A 16128-nucleotide genomic window follows, 5' to 3' on the forward strand; every position below is an offset into this window, starting at 1 on the left:
CGCCTTCGCGAGCAAGCCCGCTCCCACAGGGGCGCTGCGTAGACCTTTAGAAGGCGTCGCCGGGGATGCGCACGTAGCCTTCCATCAACACCCGCGCACTGCGGCTCATGATGGCTTTTTTCACCACCCATTCACCGTCCACCTGGCTCGCCTCGGCGCCGACGCGCAAGGTGCCGGACGGGTGCCCGAAGCGCACGGCATTGCGTTCCACGCCGCCTGCCGCGAGGTTGACCAAGGTGCCGGAAATCGCCGCGGCGGTGCCAATCGCCACCGCCGCGGTGCCCATCATCGCGTGGTGCAGTTTGCCCATGGACAAGGCGCGCACCAGCAGATCCACATCGCCGGCCTTGATCGCCTTGCCACTGGAGGCCACGTAATCGGCAGGCTTGGCCACGAACGCCACCTTGGGCGTGTGCTGGCGCTGGGCGGCTTCGTCCAGGTGTTTGATCAAGCCCATGCGCAACGCGCCATACGCCCGCACAGTCTCGAACATCGCCAGGGCCTTGGGGTCGCTGTTGATCGCGCCTTGCAGCTCGGTACCGGTGTAGCCCAGGTCTTGGGCATTGATGAAAATCGTCGGGATACCGGCGTTGATCAACGTGGCCTTGAAGGTACCGACGCCGGGCACCTCCAGGTCGTCGACGAGGTTGCCGGTGGGGAACATCGAGCCACCACCGCCCTCTTCTTCCGCCGCCGGGTCCATGAATTCCAGCTGCACTTCGGCGGCCGGGAAGGTCACGCCGTCCAGTTCAAAGTCGCCGGTTTCCTGCACCGCGCCGTCAGTGATCGGCACGTGGGCAATGATGGTCTTGCCGATGTTGGCCTGCCACACCCGCACCACGGCCACGCCGTTATGGGGTACGCGGGCCGCATCGACCAGGCCGGCGCTGATGGCGAACGAGCCCACCGCCGCCGACAGGTTGCCGCAGTTGCCACTCCAATCGACAAATGGCTTGTCGATGGAGACCTGGCCGAACAGGTAATCCACGTCGTGATCGGCGCGGCTGCTTTTGGCCAGGATCACGGTCTTGCTGGTGCTCGAGGTGGCCCCACCCATGCCGTCGATCTGCTTGTCATAGGGGTCGGGGCTGCCAATCACCCGCAGCAACAAGGCGTCACGTGCAGGGCCCGGCACCTGCGCCGCTGTGGGCAGGTCCTGTAGGCTGAAGAACACGCCCTTGCTGGTGCCGCCACGCATGTAAGTGGCGGGGATTCTGATTTGCGCTACGTGTGCCATGGTTATCCTCTTCAGGCGGTCGCCTTTGATTCCAGGAAGTCCTGGGCGAAACGTTGCAACACGCCACCCGCCTCGTAGATCGACACTTCTTCAGCGGTGTCCAGGCGACACGTCACCGGCACCTCGACACGTTCGCCATTCTTGCGGTTGATCACCAGAGTCAGTTGCGCACGCGGGGTGCGCTCGCCGACCACATCATAGGTTTCACTGCCGTCGATCTTGAGGGTGTGGCGGTCGGTGCCTGGCAGGAATTCCAGGGGCAGCACGCCCATGCCCACCAGGTTGGTGCGGTGGATGCGCTCGAAGCCTTCGGCGGCAATCGCTTCCACACCGGCCAGGCGTACGCCCTTGGCCGCCCAGTCACGGGACGAGCCCTGTCCATAGTCGGCGCCGGCGATGATGATCAGCGGTTGCTTGCGCTCCATGTAAGTCTCGATGGCTTCCCACATCCGCGTGACCTTGCCTTCCGGCTCGATACGCGCAAGAGAGCCCTGCTTGACCTTGCCGTTTTCCTGCACCATTTCGTTGAACAGTTTCGGGTTGGCGAAGGTGGCGCGCTGCGCCGTCAAATGGTCGCCCCTGTGGGTGGCGTAGGAGTTGAAGTCGACCTCGGGCAAGCCCATTTTCGCCAGGTATTCACCGGCGGCGCTGTCCAGCATGATCGCGTTGGACGGCGACAAGTGGTCGGTGGTGATGTTGTCGGGCAGCACCGCCAGCGGGCGCATGCCCTTGAGCGGCCGTGCTCCGGCCAGCGCGCCTTCCCAGTAAGGCGGGCGGCGGATATAGGTGCTTTGTGGGCGCCAGTCGTACAGCGGCGTGACCTTGGGCCCGGTGTCTTCGTGGATGGCGAACATCGGGATATACACCGCACGGAATTGCTCGGGTTTTACCGAAGCCTTGACCACCGCGTCGATCTCTTCATCGCTCGGCCAGATGTCTTGCAGGCGGATTTCCTTGCCGTCGGCGTCCAGGCCGAGCACGTCCTTCTCGATGTCGAAACGGATGGTACCGGCAATCGCATAGGCCACCACCAGCGGCGGCGACGCCAGGAAGGCTTGCTTGGCGTAAGGGTGAATGCGCCCGTCAAAGTTGCGGTTACCTGACAACACTGCGGTGGCGTACAGGTCGCGGTCGATGATCTCTTGCTGGATCACCGGGTCGAGCGCGCCCGACATGCCGTTGCAGGTGGTGCAGGCAAAGGCCACCACGCCGAAGCCGAGTTTTTCCAGCTCATGGCCAAGTCCCGCTTCTTCCAGGTACATGGCCACGGTTTTCGAGCCCGGCGCCAACGACGACTTGACCCACGGCTTGCGGGTCAGCCCCAGCTTGTTGGCGTTGCGTGCCAACAGGCCGGCGGCGATCACGTTGCGCGGGTTGCTGGTGTTGGTGCAACTGGTGATGGCAGCGATGATCACCGCGCCGTCGGGCATTTGCCCCGGCACGTCATCCCATTGGCCAGCGATGCCTTTCGACGCCAGGTCGCGGGTGGCCAGGCGGGCATGGGGGTTGCTCGGGCCGGCCATGTTGCGCACGACGCTGGAGAGGTCAAAGCTCAGGCTGCGCTCGTACCGCGCGCCTTTCAGGTCGTCGGCCCACAGGCCGGTGTGACGTGCGTATTGCTCGACCAGAGCGACCTGCTCGTCTTCGCGGCCGGTGAGTTTGAGGTAAGCGATGGTTTGCGCGTCGATGTAGAACATCGCGGCGGTGGCGCCGTACTCCGGGGCCATGTTGGAGATAGTCGCACGGTCACCCAAGGTGAGTGCCGCAGCCCCTTCGCCGAAGAACTCCAGCCAGGCGCCAACAACTTTCTGCTGACGCAGGAACTCGGTGAGCGCCAGCACCATATCAGTGGCGGTGATGCCCGGTTGCAGCTTGCCGGTCAGTTCCACGCCCACGCTTTCCGGCAAGCGCATCCACGACGCGCGGCCGAGCATCACGCTCTCGGCTTCCAGGCCACCGACGCCGATGGCGATCACGCCCAGGGCATCCACGTGGGGCGTGTGGCTGTCGGTGCCAACACAGGTATCCGGGAAGGCCACACCGTCACGCACCTGAATCACCGGAGACATTTTCTCCAGGTTGATCTGGTGCATGATGCCGTTGCCCGGCGGGATCACATCGACGTTCTTGAAGGCCTTTTTGGTCCACTCGATAAAGTGGAAACGGTCTTCGTTGCGACGGTCTTCAATGGCGCGGTTCTTTTCGAATGCCTGCGGATCAAAACCGCCCGCTTCGACGGCCAGGGAGTGGTCGACGATCAATTGGGTGGGCACCACCGGGTTGACCTGCGCCGGGTCGCCGCCTTGCAGGGCGATGGCATCGCGCAGGCCGGCGAGGTCGACCAGGGCGGTCTGGCCGAGGATGTCATGGCACACCACGCGGGCCGGGAACCAGGGGAAGTCGAGGTCGCGCTTGCGCTCGATCAGTTGGCTCAGGGACGCGTCGAGGGTGGCGGGGTCACAACGGCGCACCAGGTTTTCGGCGAGAACGCGCGAGGTGTAAGGCAAGGTGGCGTAGGCGCCGGGGGTGATTGCTTCGACAGCCGCACGGGCGTCGAAGAAATCCAGGCGGCTGCCGGGGAGCGGTTTGCGAAATTCAGTGTTCATCGTCAGGACTCGGTCACGGTAAGTGCAAAAGAAGCCGGATCCAGAGTTGGAATGAGACCTAAATGTGGGAGCGGGCTTGCTCGCGAAAGCGGCGTGTCATTCAACACACTCGGCGACTGTTACACCGCATTCGCGAGCAAGCCCGCTCCCACACTTTGATCGGGTTTCCAGCCCGAGATAGTAGTTTTTCAGCGACGTTCGATTGGCACGAACTTGCGCTGCTCAACGCCGGTGTACTCGGCGCTTGGACGGATGATGCGGTTGTTGGCGCGCTGCTCGAACACATGCGCAGCCCAGCCGGTCAGGCGCGAGCACACGAAGATCGGCGTGAACAGCTTGGTCGGAATGCCCATGAAGTGGTACGCCGAGGCATGGTAGAAATCGGCGTTGGGAAACAGCTTTTTCTGTTCCCACATGGTCTTGTCGATGGCTTCGGAGACCGGGAACAATACGGTGTCGCCCACTTCGTCAGCGAGTTTTTTCGACCAGCCCTTGATCACCTCATTGCGCGGATCGCTGTCTTTATAGATCGCGTGGCCAAAGCCCATGATCTTGTCTTTGCGCGCCAACATGCCAAGGGTGCCTTCAACCGCTTCCTGGGCCGAGGAGAAACGCTCGATCATTTCCATCGCCGCTTCGTTGGCACCGCCGTGCAGCGGGCCGCGCAGGGAGCCGATGGCAGCGGTGACGCAGGAATACAGGTCGGACAGGGTCGATGCACACACCCGTGCGGTGAAGGTCGAAGCGTTGAATTCGTGTTCGGCGTAGAGGATCAGCGACACGTTCATCACTTTGACGTGCAGCTCGCTTGGTTTCTTGCCGTGCAGCAGGTGCAGGAAGTGGCCGCCGATGCTCGGCTCGTCGGTCACGCAGTCGATGCGCTGGCCGTCGTGGCTGAAGCGATACCAGTAGCACATGATCGCTGGGAACGCGGCGAGCAGGCGGTCGGTGACATCGCGCTGCACGCTGAAATCTTTCTCGGGCTCGATATTGCCCAGGAACGAGCAACCGGTGCGCATCACGTCCATCGGGTGGGCGTCGGCGGGGATGCGTTCGAGCACTTCTTTCAGGGCTTGGGGCAGGTCACGCAGTTTGCTCAGCTTGTTGCTGTAGGCGTCCAGTTCTGCCTGGGTTGGCAATTCACCGTACAGCAGCAGGTAGGCGACTTCTTCAAACTGGGCGTCGGCGGCCAGTTCGCGCACGTCGTAGCCACGGTAGGTCAGGCCGGCGCCGGCCTGGCCCACGGTGGACAGTGCAGTCTGCCCGGCGACCTGGCCACGCAGGCCAGCACCACTCAATACTTTAGCTTCAGCCATGTTCGTTCTCCAATTTTGTAGTTGTTCAGGGAACCACAGGGTTTATTTTTTCGCGGCGAACAGCGCGTCGAGCTTCTGCTCGAAGGTGTGGTAGTCGATGCGATCGTAAAGCTCCATGCGCGTTTGCATGGTGTCGATCACGTTCTGCTGGGTACCGTCGCGACGAATCGCGGTGTAGACATTCTCGGCGGCCTTGTTCATGGCACGGAAGGCCGAGAGCGGGTACAGCACAATGGAAACATCCGCAGATTTCAACTGTTCGGTGGTGTACAGCGGTGTCGCGCCGAACTCGGTGATGTTCGCCAGGATCGGCGCCTTCACGCGGGAGGCGAACAGCTTGTACATCTCCAGTTCAGTGATGGCTTCCGGGAACACCATGTCGGCACCGGCCTCGATGCACGCGGCGGCACGTTCCAGGGCAGACTCCAGGCCCTCGACCGCCAGGGCATCGGTGCGCGCCATGATCACGAAGCTGTCATCGGTACGCGCATCCACGGCGGCCTTGATGCGGTCGACCATTTCCTGCTGGGACACGATTTCTTTGTTCGGGCGGTGACCGCAGCGCTTGGCGCCGACCTGGTCTTCGATATGGATGGCGGCGGCGCCGAACTTGATCATCGACTTGACGGTACGCGCCACGTTGAACGCCGAGGAGCCGAAACCGGTGTCCACGTCCACCAGCAGCGGCAGGTCGCACACGTCGGTAATGCGGCGCACGTCGGTGAGCACGTCATCCAAGCCGGTGATGCCCAGGTCTGGCACGCCGAGGGAGCCGGCGGCTACACCGCCGCCTGACAGGTAAATCGCCTTGAAACCAGCGCGCTTGGCCAAGAGCGCGTGGTTGGCGTTGATGGCGCCCACCACTTGCAAGGGCTGTTCGCTGGCGACGGCGTCACGGAAACGCTGGCCGGGAGTGCTGTTGTTGTTGGAACTCATGACTCACCTCGTGATGAAGGCGCACCGTCCGGGAAGTGACGGGCAATGTTGCGTTTGGAGGCGCCGATATGCCGGCGCATCAACAGTTCGGCCAGTTCACCGTCGCGATCGGCAATCGCGTCCAGAATGCGGTGATGCTCGGCAAAGGCCTGGCGTGGACGATTGGGGGTGGCGGAGAACTGGATGCGATACATGCGCACCAATTGGTACAGCTCGCCGCAGAGCATTTGGGTGAGGGTGCGGTTACCGGCGCCTTGAATGATGCGGTAGTGAAAATCGAAGTCGCCTTCCTGCTGGTAATAGCCGACACCGGCCTGGAACGCGGCATCCCGTTCATGGGTGTGCAATACCTGGCGCAGTTCTTCGATTTCCGCGTCGGTCATGCGCTCGGCGGCCAGGCGACAGGCCATGCCCTCCAGGGACTCGCGAATTTCGTACAGTTCGACCAACTCGGCGTGGCTCAAAGACACCACGCGCGCGCCGACGTGAGGCACCCGCACCAGCAGGCGCTGGCCTTCCAGGCGATGGATCGCTTCGCGCAGCGGGCCGCGGCTGATGCCGTAGGTGCGCGCCAGCTCCGGCTCGGAAATCTTGCTGCCGGGGGCGATTTCGCCTTTGACGATGGCGGCCTGGATACGCCGGAAGACGTTCTCCGACATGGTCTGGGAATCGTCTGGTGCCACGGCTGGTTTTTCGAGTTGCTCCAACATATTGTCGACACCTTTAAAAGCAATGCCACAAAAACTAGTCAATTAGCCCAGCATAGTCAAAGAATAAATACACATTGTCGACAATCGTCTAATAACCGCCTCATTCGCTTGCCAAGGCATGGCCGCCTGCCAGCGCTGGCGCCAAAAAAGCATCATGTTAGAATGCCCGCCGCTTTTGCCTGACATCAGATGATGAAAGGGCGCACCCGAGATTGCGCAGCAATGCCAGTCGCCTTGAAATGAACAGTGCACTGCCCTGCCTCAGGATTTATGAGACTCAAGCCTTACCTACTAGTGATGTGCCTGCTGTGCATACCGAGCCTTGGCGCTGGCGCCGAGAAGACCGTGTACGGCCTGAATGAATACGCCAAGCTTGCAGGTATCGACCTGGAAGTGGCGGCCAAACTCGACACCGGCGCCAAGACCGCCTCGTTGAGTGCCCGCGATATCAAGCGCTTCAAGCGCAATGGCGAATCCTGGGTCCGCTTCTACCTGGCCATCGACACCGCCCATTCCCACCCCATCGAACTGCCCCTGGCGCGTGTCAGCAAGATCAAGCGCCGCGCCGGCGACTACGACCCCGATGAGGACAAGAACTACACCGCCCGCCCAGTGATTGCGCTGGATATCTGCATGGGCAGTGCTTTACGCAGCATCGAAGTGAACTTGACTGACCGCAGCGCATTCCAATACCCGCTGCTGATTGGCTCCGAAGCCTTGAAACGCTTTGATGCGCTGGTCGACCCCAGTCTTAAATATGCAGCAGGCAAACCCGCCTGCGCCGCCGACGCTTAATACCGCCGAGTAAACCGAATGCGCTCTCTGACCCTGCACCTGAAAATCCTGATCACCTTGCTGGTGGTGCTGGGCATTTCGGTCACCGCCTATCAGATCTTCGTGCTGGGGATTCCCGTCACCGAAGATGCCACCGACGACTTGTGGAACATCGACGCCAAGGTCGAGTTCGTCGCCAACCCGAAAGACCCGGTCAAGATCCAGATGTTCGTGCCGCCCCTGAGCCGCGACTTCGTCAGCCTCAATGAAAGCTTTATCTCCAACAACTATGGGGTGAGCGTCAACCGTATCGACGGCAACCGCAAGGTCACCTGGTCGGCGCGCCGGGCCAAGGGCAACCAGACCCTCTATTACCGCCTGGTGCTGACCAAGCGCTACAGCGGCGAGAAGGTCAAGATCAAAGGCCCGACCTTCCGCGACAGCATCGCCGTGGAAGGCCCCGAGAAGATCGCCGCCGAAGCCCTGCTGGCCCCGATCCGCCAGCACTCGGCCGACGTCGAGACCTTTATCAGCGAAGCCATCAAGCGCACCAACAACCTCAACGACGACAATGTGAAGTTGCTGCTGGCCGGCGACCCCTCGACGCCGCACAAAGCCAAGATCGTCGAACTGCTGCTGTCCATCGCCCACGTGCCAGTAGAGAAAGTCCACACCATCCGCCTGGTGGCCGACCAGCCGCAAACCCCGGAGCTGTGGCTGCGCAGTTTCAACGGCAACGACTGGCTGTACTTCAACCCGGAGACCGGCGAACAGGGCCTGCCCGCCGACCGCCTGCTGTGGTGGACCGGCGATGAAAACCTGATTACGGTCGATGGCGGCAAGAAGGCCATGGTGACCTTCAGCCTCAACAACAGCGAAATGAACGCGATTCGCCTGGCCAAGCTGACCGACGAAAACACCGACGCCAACTTCCTCGAATACTCGCTGTACGGCCTGCCGCTGCAAACCCAACAGACCTTCATGATCATGGTGATGATCCCGATTGGCGTGCTGGTGATCCTGATCCTGCGTAACCTCATCGGCCTGCAGACCCTGGGCACCTTCACCCCCGTGCTGATCGCCCTGGCGTTCCGCGAGACCCAGTTGGGCTTCGGGATTGTGCTGTTCACGATCATCACGGCCCTGGGCCTGTCGCTCAGGTCGTACCTTGAACACCTGAAACTGCAAATGCTGCCGAGGCTGTCGGTGGTGCTGACCTTCGTGGTGGTGTTGATTGCCGCCATCAGCCTGTTCAGCCACAAGCTGGGGCTGGAGCGTGGCTTGTCGGTGGCGCTGTTCCCGATGGTGATCCTGACCATGACCATTGAACGCCTGTCGATCACCTGGGAGGAACGTGGTGCCAACCATGCGCTGAAAGTCGCGATTGGCACGCTGTTCGCCGCCTCCCTGGCGCACCTGATCATGAGCGTGCCGGAGCTGGTGTACTTCGTGTTCACCTTCCCGGCGATCCTGTTGATTCTGGTGGGCTTCATGCTGGCCATGGGTCGCTATCGCGGCTATCGCCTCACCGAGCTGGTGCGCTTCAAGGCGTTCCTGAAGGCTGACTCTTGATGTTCGGCTTCTGGAAGACCTGGAAGGCCCTGGAAGCGCGGGGGATCATGGGCATCAATCGGCGTAATGCCGACTACGTGCTCAAGTACAACAAGCGCAGCCTGTACCCTATCGTGGATGACAAGATCATCACCAAGGAACGGGCCCTGGCGGCCGGCATCCACGTGCCGGAAATGTACGGGGTGATCTCCACCGAAAAGGAAATCGACAAGCTCGACGAGATTATCGGTGGGCGCAGCGACTTCGTGATCAAGCCCGCCCAGGGCGCCGGCGGTGACGGCATCCTGGTGGTGGCCGACCGGTTTGAAGGGCGCTATCGCACGGTGTCCGGCAAAATCATCAGCCATGAGGAGATCGAGCACCAGATTTCCAGCATCCTCACCGGCCTGTATTCCCTGGGCGGCCACCGCGACCGCGCATTGATCGAGTACCGCGTGGTGCCCGACCAGATCTTCAAGAGCATCAGCTACGAAGGCGTGCCAGACATTCGCATCATCGTGCTGATGGGCTACCCGGTGATGGCGATGCTGCGCTTGCCCACCCGCCAGTCCGGCGGCAAGGCCAACCTGCACCAGGGCGCGATCGGCGTGGGTGTAGACCTGGCCACCGGCCTGACCCTGCGCGGCACCTGGCTGAACAACATCATCACCAAGCACCCCGACACCACCAACGCGGTAGATGGCGTGCAACTGCCCAACTGGGACGGTTTCATGAAGCTCGCCGCCGGCTGCTACGAGCTGTGCGGGCTGGGTTATATCGGCGTGGACATGGTGCTGGACCAGGAAAAAGGCCCGCTGATCCTTGAGCTGAACGCACGGCCTGGGCTGAACATCCAGATTGCCAACGACTGCGGCCTGACTCTGCGCACCCATGCGGTGGAGGCACGACTGGAAGAACTCAAGGCGGCCGGCGTGATAGAAACGCCGGAAGAGCGTGTGAAGTTCGTGCAGGAAATGTTCGGCCATATACCGCCCGTGGAAGGCTGATCCGGTCTTCGAACTGTCTATCCCCGACATCCCCTCTAGGAGCAAATCCTACAGGGGACTACAATCCCTCCCCCGCGCCACTGGCTGATCCACCCCCGCATGTCGACCTGTTCCGTATACCCGTTGCCCTACCGGGCCAATCCCACCGAGTTCTTTGCGGTCATTCGCCACGCCCCTGGTGCGGTGCTGCTCGACAGCGGCCGCCCGATGGCTGTTCGCGGCCGGTATGACCTGCTCAGTGCCTGGCCCGAAGCGACCCTGACGGTTGGGCCGGACGAAAGTGGCGGTGATTTCCTGCAACGCTTGCGCAAGAACCTGACGCAGTTGGGTCAAGCGACATTGCCTGACGGCTATGACTTACCGTTTGCCGGTGGTTTGATCGGTTACCTGAGCTATGACTTTGGTCGGCACTTGGAGCAGGTTTCACACCTGGCCGTGGACGATTTGCATCTGCCCGATGCGCGTTTCGGGCTCTATGCCTGGGCGCTGGTCAGCGATCACCAGGTGCAAACCAGCCAGTTGGTCTTTCACCCTGCGCTGGCCGACAGCGAGCGGCAACGCTTGATCAACGTGTTCAGTCAGGCACAAAACGATGCGCCGACGACCTTCAAGCTTCACGGCCCCATGGTCCCGGACCTCAGCGCCGAGGCTTATCACCAGGCCATCATTCGCATCCAGGATTACATCCAGGCCGGCGACTGCTACCAGGTCAACTTTGCCCAACGCTTTCGTGCGCCGTGCATCGGCGATCCATGGGCAGCCTACTGCGCGCTGCGCGAAGCCTGCCCGACGCCGTTTTCCGGGTTCCAGAGTTTGCCCGATGACAGCGCGGTGCTGAGCCTGTCGCCGGAACGCTTTGTGCGCATCAGCGAGCGTCAGGTGGAAACCCGCCCGATCAAGGGCACCCGCCCTCGCGGTTTAACCTCCGAAGAGGATGCCGCCAACGCCGCTGAGTTGCTCGCCAGCCCCAAGGACCGTGCAGAAAACCTGATGATCGTTGACCTGCTGCGCAACGACCTCGGCCGCAGTTGCCGCATAGGCTCAGTGAAAGTGCCGGAGCTGTTCAGCCTGGAAAGCTACCCCAACGTGCACCACCTGGTGAGCAGCGTCACCGGCGTATTGGCCGACGACAAAGACGCCCTCGACCTGATCGCCGGCAGCTTCCCCGGCGGCTCCATCACCGGCGCACCGAAGATTCGTGCGATGCAGATTATCGACGAACTTGAACCCACCCGCCGCGGGCTCTATTGCGGCTCGCTGGTGTACCTGGACGTGCGCGGCGAGATGGACAGCTCCATTGCCATCCGCAGCTTGCTGGTCAAGGACGGGCAGGTGTGTTGCTGGGGTGGCGGTGGGATTGTGGCGGATTCAGAGTGGCAGGCGGAGTATCAGGAGTCGCTGACGAAGGTGCGGGTGTTGTTACAGACATTGGAAAATCTGTAGGGCACAGCCCCTGCCTAGCGTTCGAGTAGAACGCCATGCGATAGAAAAAGCCTGAATCAGAACCGCTGTGGACGGGATAGACGCTTGCAGATAGCGTCCGGATCGACCTCCCACCCGCCACCCTGTGAAGGATCACATGAAGCGACTACCTCCTCGTCTGGAAATATTTCCGAGATTGCCTATCCATGCAATCGCACCTATGATCTCCCGAAATGGGAGGTTGAAGCGATGCGGATAATCGCTCTATCTACCCTACGAATATTCTGGGAAAGCCATTCAGCTTATAGCGACGCCAGAACACCGCTGGTCGAGTTGTATCGGCACATGGAAAAGGCCAATTATCCAACGCCGCAAGCACTCAAGGCCCAGCTCAGAACAGCGAGCATTCTTAAGGGCGGCAGGGTCGTGCTCAACGTCGGCGGCAACAAGTATCGAGTGATCATGGCGATCGATTACGCGCGGCAGCTTGGGTTCATACGTTTCGTAGGGACCCACGCGCAATACGATCAAATCAACGCGGAGACCGTGTGATGAACATCAAACCTATTCGTTCCGATGAGGATTTGACCGCGGCACTTGCTCGCGTGGAGCAGCTTTGGAACGCACAAGCCGGCTTGCCAGAGGGTGACGAGCTGGAGATTCTCGCAATCCTCATCGAGAAGTACGAGGCGGAGCATTACCCAATGCCACCTTCAGACCCAGTGGAAGCAATCCGATTTCGAATGGAACAACTGGGCATGACCCCACGCGACCTGGAGCCCTTTATCGGCACCAGCGGGCGCGTGTCGGAAGTATTGAATCACAAGCGCAAGCTGAGCCTGGCGATGATCAAACGCCTGCATGAAGGCTTGAGTATTCCTTATGAGCGCTTGCTGGCCGAGGGTTAGGCGGTGACGGAGCCGGCGCCATCGCGGGCAAGCCCGGCTCCCACAGTTGACCGCGTCGTTTGACGTTACGTGGTCGAAGGTGGGAGCTTGCCTGCGATGGGGCAATCAGCCTCGCAGAAACACTTACAGGCTCAACTGCCGATTCGACGCCTTGATAAACTCTTTCTTCAGGTCTTCAAACGTATGCACCGCCGGGAACTGCGGGAATTCGCGAATCACATTGTCCGGCGCATGGAACAGAATCCCGCGGTCAGCTTCACCCAGCATGCTGGTGTCGTTGTAGGAATCACCGGCAGCGATCACGCGGTAGTAGAGGGTTTTGAATGCCAGCACCGATTGGCGCTTGGGGTCTTTCTGGCGCAGTTGGTAGCTGACCACCCGGTCGGTTTCATCGGTGATCAAGCGGTGGCAAAGCAAAGTCGGGAAACCCAGCTGACGCATCAGCGGTTGGGAGAATTCGTAGAAGGTGTCGGACAGGATCACCACCTGGAAACGCTCACGCAGCCAGTTGACGAACTCGATGGCGCCGTCCAGCGGCTTGAGTGTGGCGATCACGGCCTGGATATCGGCCAGCTTGAGCCCATGCTCGTCGAGGATGCGCAGGCGTTGCTGCATCAGCACGTCGTAGTCGGGGATGTCACGGGTGGTGGCGCGCAGGGATTCAATACCGGTTTTTTCGGCGAAGGCGATCCAGATTTCCGGAACCAGCACCCCTTCCAGGTCAAGGCAGGCAATTTCCACACGACACTCCTATTAGATGTTGTTAGTTGAGCGAGCAAAAGGACTGCCGAACTCTAGCGACTCAAGCCCGCCGCCGCAACGCGGGACAGATTTTGATACCATCGCCCTCCTAGAGAGCGCTCAGCGCCACTGACCTGTAGGAACCGTCCTGATGAACCAAGCCTTCGACGTCGTTGAACTCGCCACGACTTATGCCAACAAGTCTGCCCAGGACATTCTCAAGCTGGCGTTCAGCCAGTTCGGCGATGACCTGTGGATTTCCTTCAGCGGTGCCGAGGATGTGGTGCTGGTGGACATGGCCTGGAAGCTGAACAAGAACGTCAAGGTGTTCAGCCTCGACACTGGCCGCCTGCACCCCGAGACCTACCGGTTTATCGAGCAGGTGCGTGAGTTCTACAAGATCGACATCGAACTGATCTCGCCGGACCCGAGCAAGCTGGAGCCCTTCGTCAAAGAGAAAGGCCTGTTCAGTTTCTATAAGGACGGCCATGGCGAATGCTGCGGCATCCGCAAGATCGAACCGCTGCGCCGCAAACTCGCAGGTGTGAGCGCCTGGGCCACCGGCCAGCGCCGCGACCAGAGCCCCGGCACCCGCAGCCAGGTGGCGGCGCTGGAAATCGACACGGCGTTCTCCACGCCGGAACGCACCCTGTACAAGTTCAACCCGCTGGCGCAGATGACCAGCGAGGAGGTGTGGGGTTATATCCGCATGCTGGAGCTGCCGTACAACAGCCTGCATGAGCGCGGTTTTATCAGCATCGGCTGCGAGCCCTGCACCCGGCCGGTATTGCCCCGCCAGCATGAACGTGAAGGCCGCTGGTGGTGGGAAGAAGCCACGCAGAAGGAATGCGGGCTGCATGCGGGGAATATCATCAGCAAGGCTTGAGCCTCTGACGCGGTCAAAAACCCTGTAGGAGCGAGCTTGCTCGCGAAAAACGTCAACGATAACGCGTGCTTCCTGAATAAACGCGGGGTCGTTAAGTTTTTGGCGAGCAAGCTCGCTCCTACAGAAAGCGAGATTTGCTTTGTGGCCGGGCAAATCTTGTACACAACCCTGTAACCATAAGTGCCATTTTTGTGTGCAACTTAATATACAACGCACCAAAACGTAACATCTCCCTGCGCCAAAGGCGCCGTCTATAAATAGCCCTCCAATTAACAAAAAAATAAATACCTGTTCAAACGGTCAACTTATAGTGCCCGTAATTCAGTAAGTTATTCTCAACCTATATAAAAACGAAATTAGCCAATATTTTCATATATCGAGAATTGGCACGCATATGGCTTAGGCAGAAGTACGCTTTGTATACAATCAATACAGAACCTACATACACTTTGCCATCCGCCGCTTTGCTGCAGATGCGCTGGAGCCTGCCGGAATGCGTACAAGTCTCTCAAACACCCTCGCACTGGATCTGCCCTCCTCCCCATTAAATCCTGCAGCCACAGGCCCCGGCCCGCTGGTGCTCAGCCCACGCCTGCACAACAAGGACCTGGCGCCCACCAAGGTCGAAGGACGACGCTGGGGGCGCTATAGCATCTTCGCGTTGTGGACCAATGACGTGCACAACATCGCCAACTACTCATTCGCCATCGGCTTATATGCATTAGGCCTGGGCGGCTGGCAAATATTGCTGTCCCTGGGGATCGGCGCGGCGCTGGTGTACTTCTTTATGAACTTGTCGGGCTACATGGGGCAGAAGACCGGTGTGCCGTTTCCGGTTATCAGCCGCATCAGTTTTGGCATCTACGGGGCGCAGATTCCGGCATTGATCAGGGCGGTAATTGCGATTGCCTGGTTTGGGATCCAGACCTACCTGGCCTCGGTGGTTTTCCGCGTACTGCTGACAGCCATTCATCCAGGGTTTGCCGATTATGACCACGACTCGGTTCTCGGCCTGTCGACCTTAGGTTGGGCGTGCTTTGTGGCGATCTGGCTGGTGCAGTTGGTGATTCTCGCCTATGGCATGGAAATGGTACGTCGCTATGAAGGCTTCGCCGGGCCGGTGATTCTGCTGACCGTGGCTGCGCTGGCCGGCTGGATGTACTACCAGGCGAACGGGCAAATTGCCTGGTCGATCCGCGAGCCCCTGAGTGGCGGCGAGATGTGGCGCAATATCTTTGCCGGCGGCGCGCTGTGGCTGGCCATCTACGGCACCCTGATCCTCAACTTCTGCGACTTCGCGCGTTCGTCGCCGTGCCGCAAGACCATCCAGGTCGGCAACTTCTGGGGCCTGCCGGTGAATATCCTGGTGTTCGCCGCCATCACCGTGCTGCTGTGCGGCGGGCAGTTCCAGCTCAATGGCCGCGTGATCGAAAGCCCGACCGAAATCATCGCGGCGATCCCTAACACCTTCTTTCTTGTGCTCGGCTGCCTGGCTTTCCTGATCGTCACCGTGGCGGTAAACATCATGGCCAACTTCGTCGCCCCGGCCTTCGTACTGAGCAACCTGGCGCCCAAGTACCTGAACTTCCGTCGCGCCGGGCTGATCAGCGCCTTCGTTGCCGTGCTGATCCTGCCGTGGAACCTCTACAACAGCCCACTGGTGATCGTGTATTTCCTCTCTGGCCTGGGCGCGCTGCTGGGGCCGCTGTACGGGGTGATCATGGTCGATTACTGGCTGATCCGTAAAAGCCAGGTGGACGTGCCGCAGCTGTACAGCGAAGACCCCCAAGGCATTTATTACTACAACCGGGGGGTGAATATGCGTGCGGTGGCGGCGTTCATACCGGCGGCGGTGATCGCCATCCTGCTGGCGCTGCTGCCGGGGTTTGCCAGCGTCTCGCCGTTTTCCTGGTTGTTTGGCGCCGGCATTGCCGGGTTGCTGTACCTGCTGATTGCCAAGCGTCAACCGCACTACGCCGATGTCAGCGGCGAAAGCATTGCCGTCGATAACGTCAGTCATTAAACAAGGACTTT

At 60.5% G+C, this 16128-nt stretch carries 14 protein-coding genes; 8 read left to right on the forward strand and 6 right to left on the reverse strand.

Going from position 1 to position 16128, the window contains the following annotated elements:
* Positions 1-46: 46 nt before the first annotated feature.
* The 5 genes from prpF to A7K61_RS11535 form a co-directional block, all read right to left on the reverse strand.
* On the reverse strand, positions 47-1237 hold the full coding sequence (gene prpF / locus A7K61_RS11515) for a 2-methylaconitate cis-trans isomerase PrpF (RefSeq protein WP_047711575.1): 1191 nt from the start codon (positions 1235-1237) through the stop codon (positions 47-49).
* A gap of 11 nt (positions 1238-1248) precedes the next feature.
* Positions 1249-3843 carry a Fe/S-dependent 2-methylisocitrate dehydratase AcnD gene (acnD, locus tag A7K61_RS11520; RefSeq protein WP_069557567.1) on the reverse strand — a complete coding sequence of 865 codons (2595 nt, stop codon included), beginning with the start codon at positions 3841-3843 and terminating at the stop codon, positions 1249-1251.
* Between the two features lie 188 nt (positions 3844-4031).
* On the reverse strand, positions 4032-5159 hold the full coding sequence (gene prpC, locus A7K61_RS11525) for a 2-methylcitrate synthase (RefSeq protein ID WP_003193317.1): 1128 nt from the start codon (positions 5157-5159) through the stop codon (positions 4032-4034).
* Between the two features lie 42 nt (positions 5160-5201).
* Positions 5202-6095, reverse strand: coding sequence for a methylisocitrate lyase (gene prpB, locus A7K61_RS11530; RefSeq protein ID WP_003193320.1), 894 nt, complete (start codon positions 6093-6095; stop codon positions 5202-5204).
* Positions 6092-6805, reverse strand: a complete 714-nt coding sequence (locus A7K61_RS11535; protein WP_003193321.1) for a GntR family transcriptional regulator — start codon at positions 6803-6805, stop codon at positions 6092-6094. Before A7K61_RS11535 ends, prpB begins: the two co-directional genes overlap by 4 nt.
* Positions 6806-7075: 270 nt before the next feature.
* Between A7K61_RS11535 and A7K61_RS11540 the strand changes: the two genes are divergently transcribed.
* From A7K61_RS11540 to A7K61_RS11565, 6 genes are all read left to right on the forward strand, one after another.
* On the forward strand, positions 7076-7600 hold the full coding sequence (locus A7K61_RS11540; protein WP_014719501.1) for an ATP-dependent zinc protease: 525 nt from the start codon (positions 7076-7078) through the stop codon (positions 7598-7600).
* 18 nt (positions 7601-7618) lie between these two features.
* On the forward strand, positions 7619-9151 hold the full coding sequence (locus A7K61_RS11545; RefSeq protein ID WP_003193324.1) for an inactive transglutaminase family protein: 1533 nt from the start codon (positions 7619-7621) through the stop codon (positions 9149-9151).
* Positions 9151-10137, forward strand: a complete 987-nt coding sequence (locus A7K61_RS11550) for an alpha-L-glutamate ligase-like protein (RefSeq protein WP_069557568.1) — start codon at positions 9151-9153, stop codon at positions 10135-10137. The genes A7K61_RS11545 and A7K61_RS11550 overlap by 1 nt, the downstream gene beginning before the upstream one ends.
* 99 nt (positions 10138-10236) lie before the next feature.
* Entirely contained in the window at positions 10237-11580 is a 1344-nt protein-coding gene (pabB, locus tag A7K61_RS11555) for an aminodeoxychorismate synthase component I (RefSeq protein ID WP_069557569.1), read from the forward strand.
* A gap of 228 nt (positions 11581-11808) precedes the next feature.
* Positions 11809-12111 carry a type II toxin-antitoxin system HigB family toxin gene (locus A7K61_RS11560; protein ID WP_047711577.1) on the forward strand — a complete coding sequence of 101 codons (303 nt, stop codon included), beginning with the start codon at positions 11809-11811 and terminating at the stop codon, positions 12109-12111.
* Complete coding sequence (locus tag A7K61_RS11565) at positions 12111-12467, forward strand: type II toxin-antitoxin system HigA family antitoxin (RefSeq protein WP_047711578.1); 357 nt, start codon at positions 12111-12113, stop codon at positions 12465-12467. The genes A7K61_RS11560 and A7K61_RS11565 overlap by 1 nt, the downstream gene beginning before the upstream one ends.
* Positions 12468-12590: 123 nt before the next feature.
* On the opposite strand, the gene thrH is transcribed toward A7K61_RS11565, so the two are convergent.
* Entirely contained in the window at positions 12591-13208 is a 618-nt protein-coding gene (thrH, locus tag A7K61_RS11570; RefSeq protein WP_069557570.1) for a bifunctional phosphoserine phosphatase/homoserine phosphotransferase ThrH, read from the reverse strand.
* Between the two features lie 151 nt (positions 13209-13359).
* Between thrH and A7K61_RS11575 the strand changes: the two genes are divergently transcribed.
* Positions 13360-14094, forward strand: a complete 735-nt coding sequence (locus A7K61_RS11575; protein ID WP_014719506.1) for a phosphoadenylyl-sulfate reductase — start codon at positions 13360-13362, stop codon at positions 14092-14094.
* Between the two features lie 493 nt (positions 14095-14587).
* Entirely contained in the window at positions 14588-16117 is a 1530-nt protein-coding gene (locus tag A7K61_RS11580; RefSeq protein WP_069557571.1) for an NCS1 family nucleobase:cation symporter-1, read from the forward strand.
* Positions 16118-16128: the final 11 nt, after the last annotated feature.

It is taken from the genome of Pseudomonas sp. AP42 (assembly GCF_001728935.1).
Taxonomy (GTDB): Bacteria; Pseudomonadota; Gammaproteobacteria; order Pseudomonadales; family Pseudomonadaceae; genus Aquipseudomonas; species Aquipseudomonas lactis.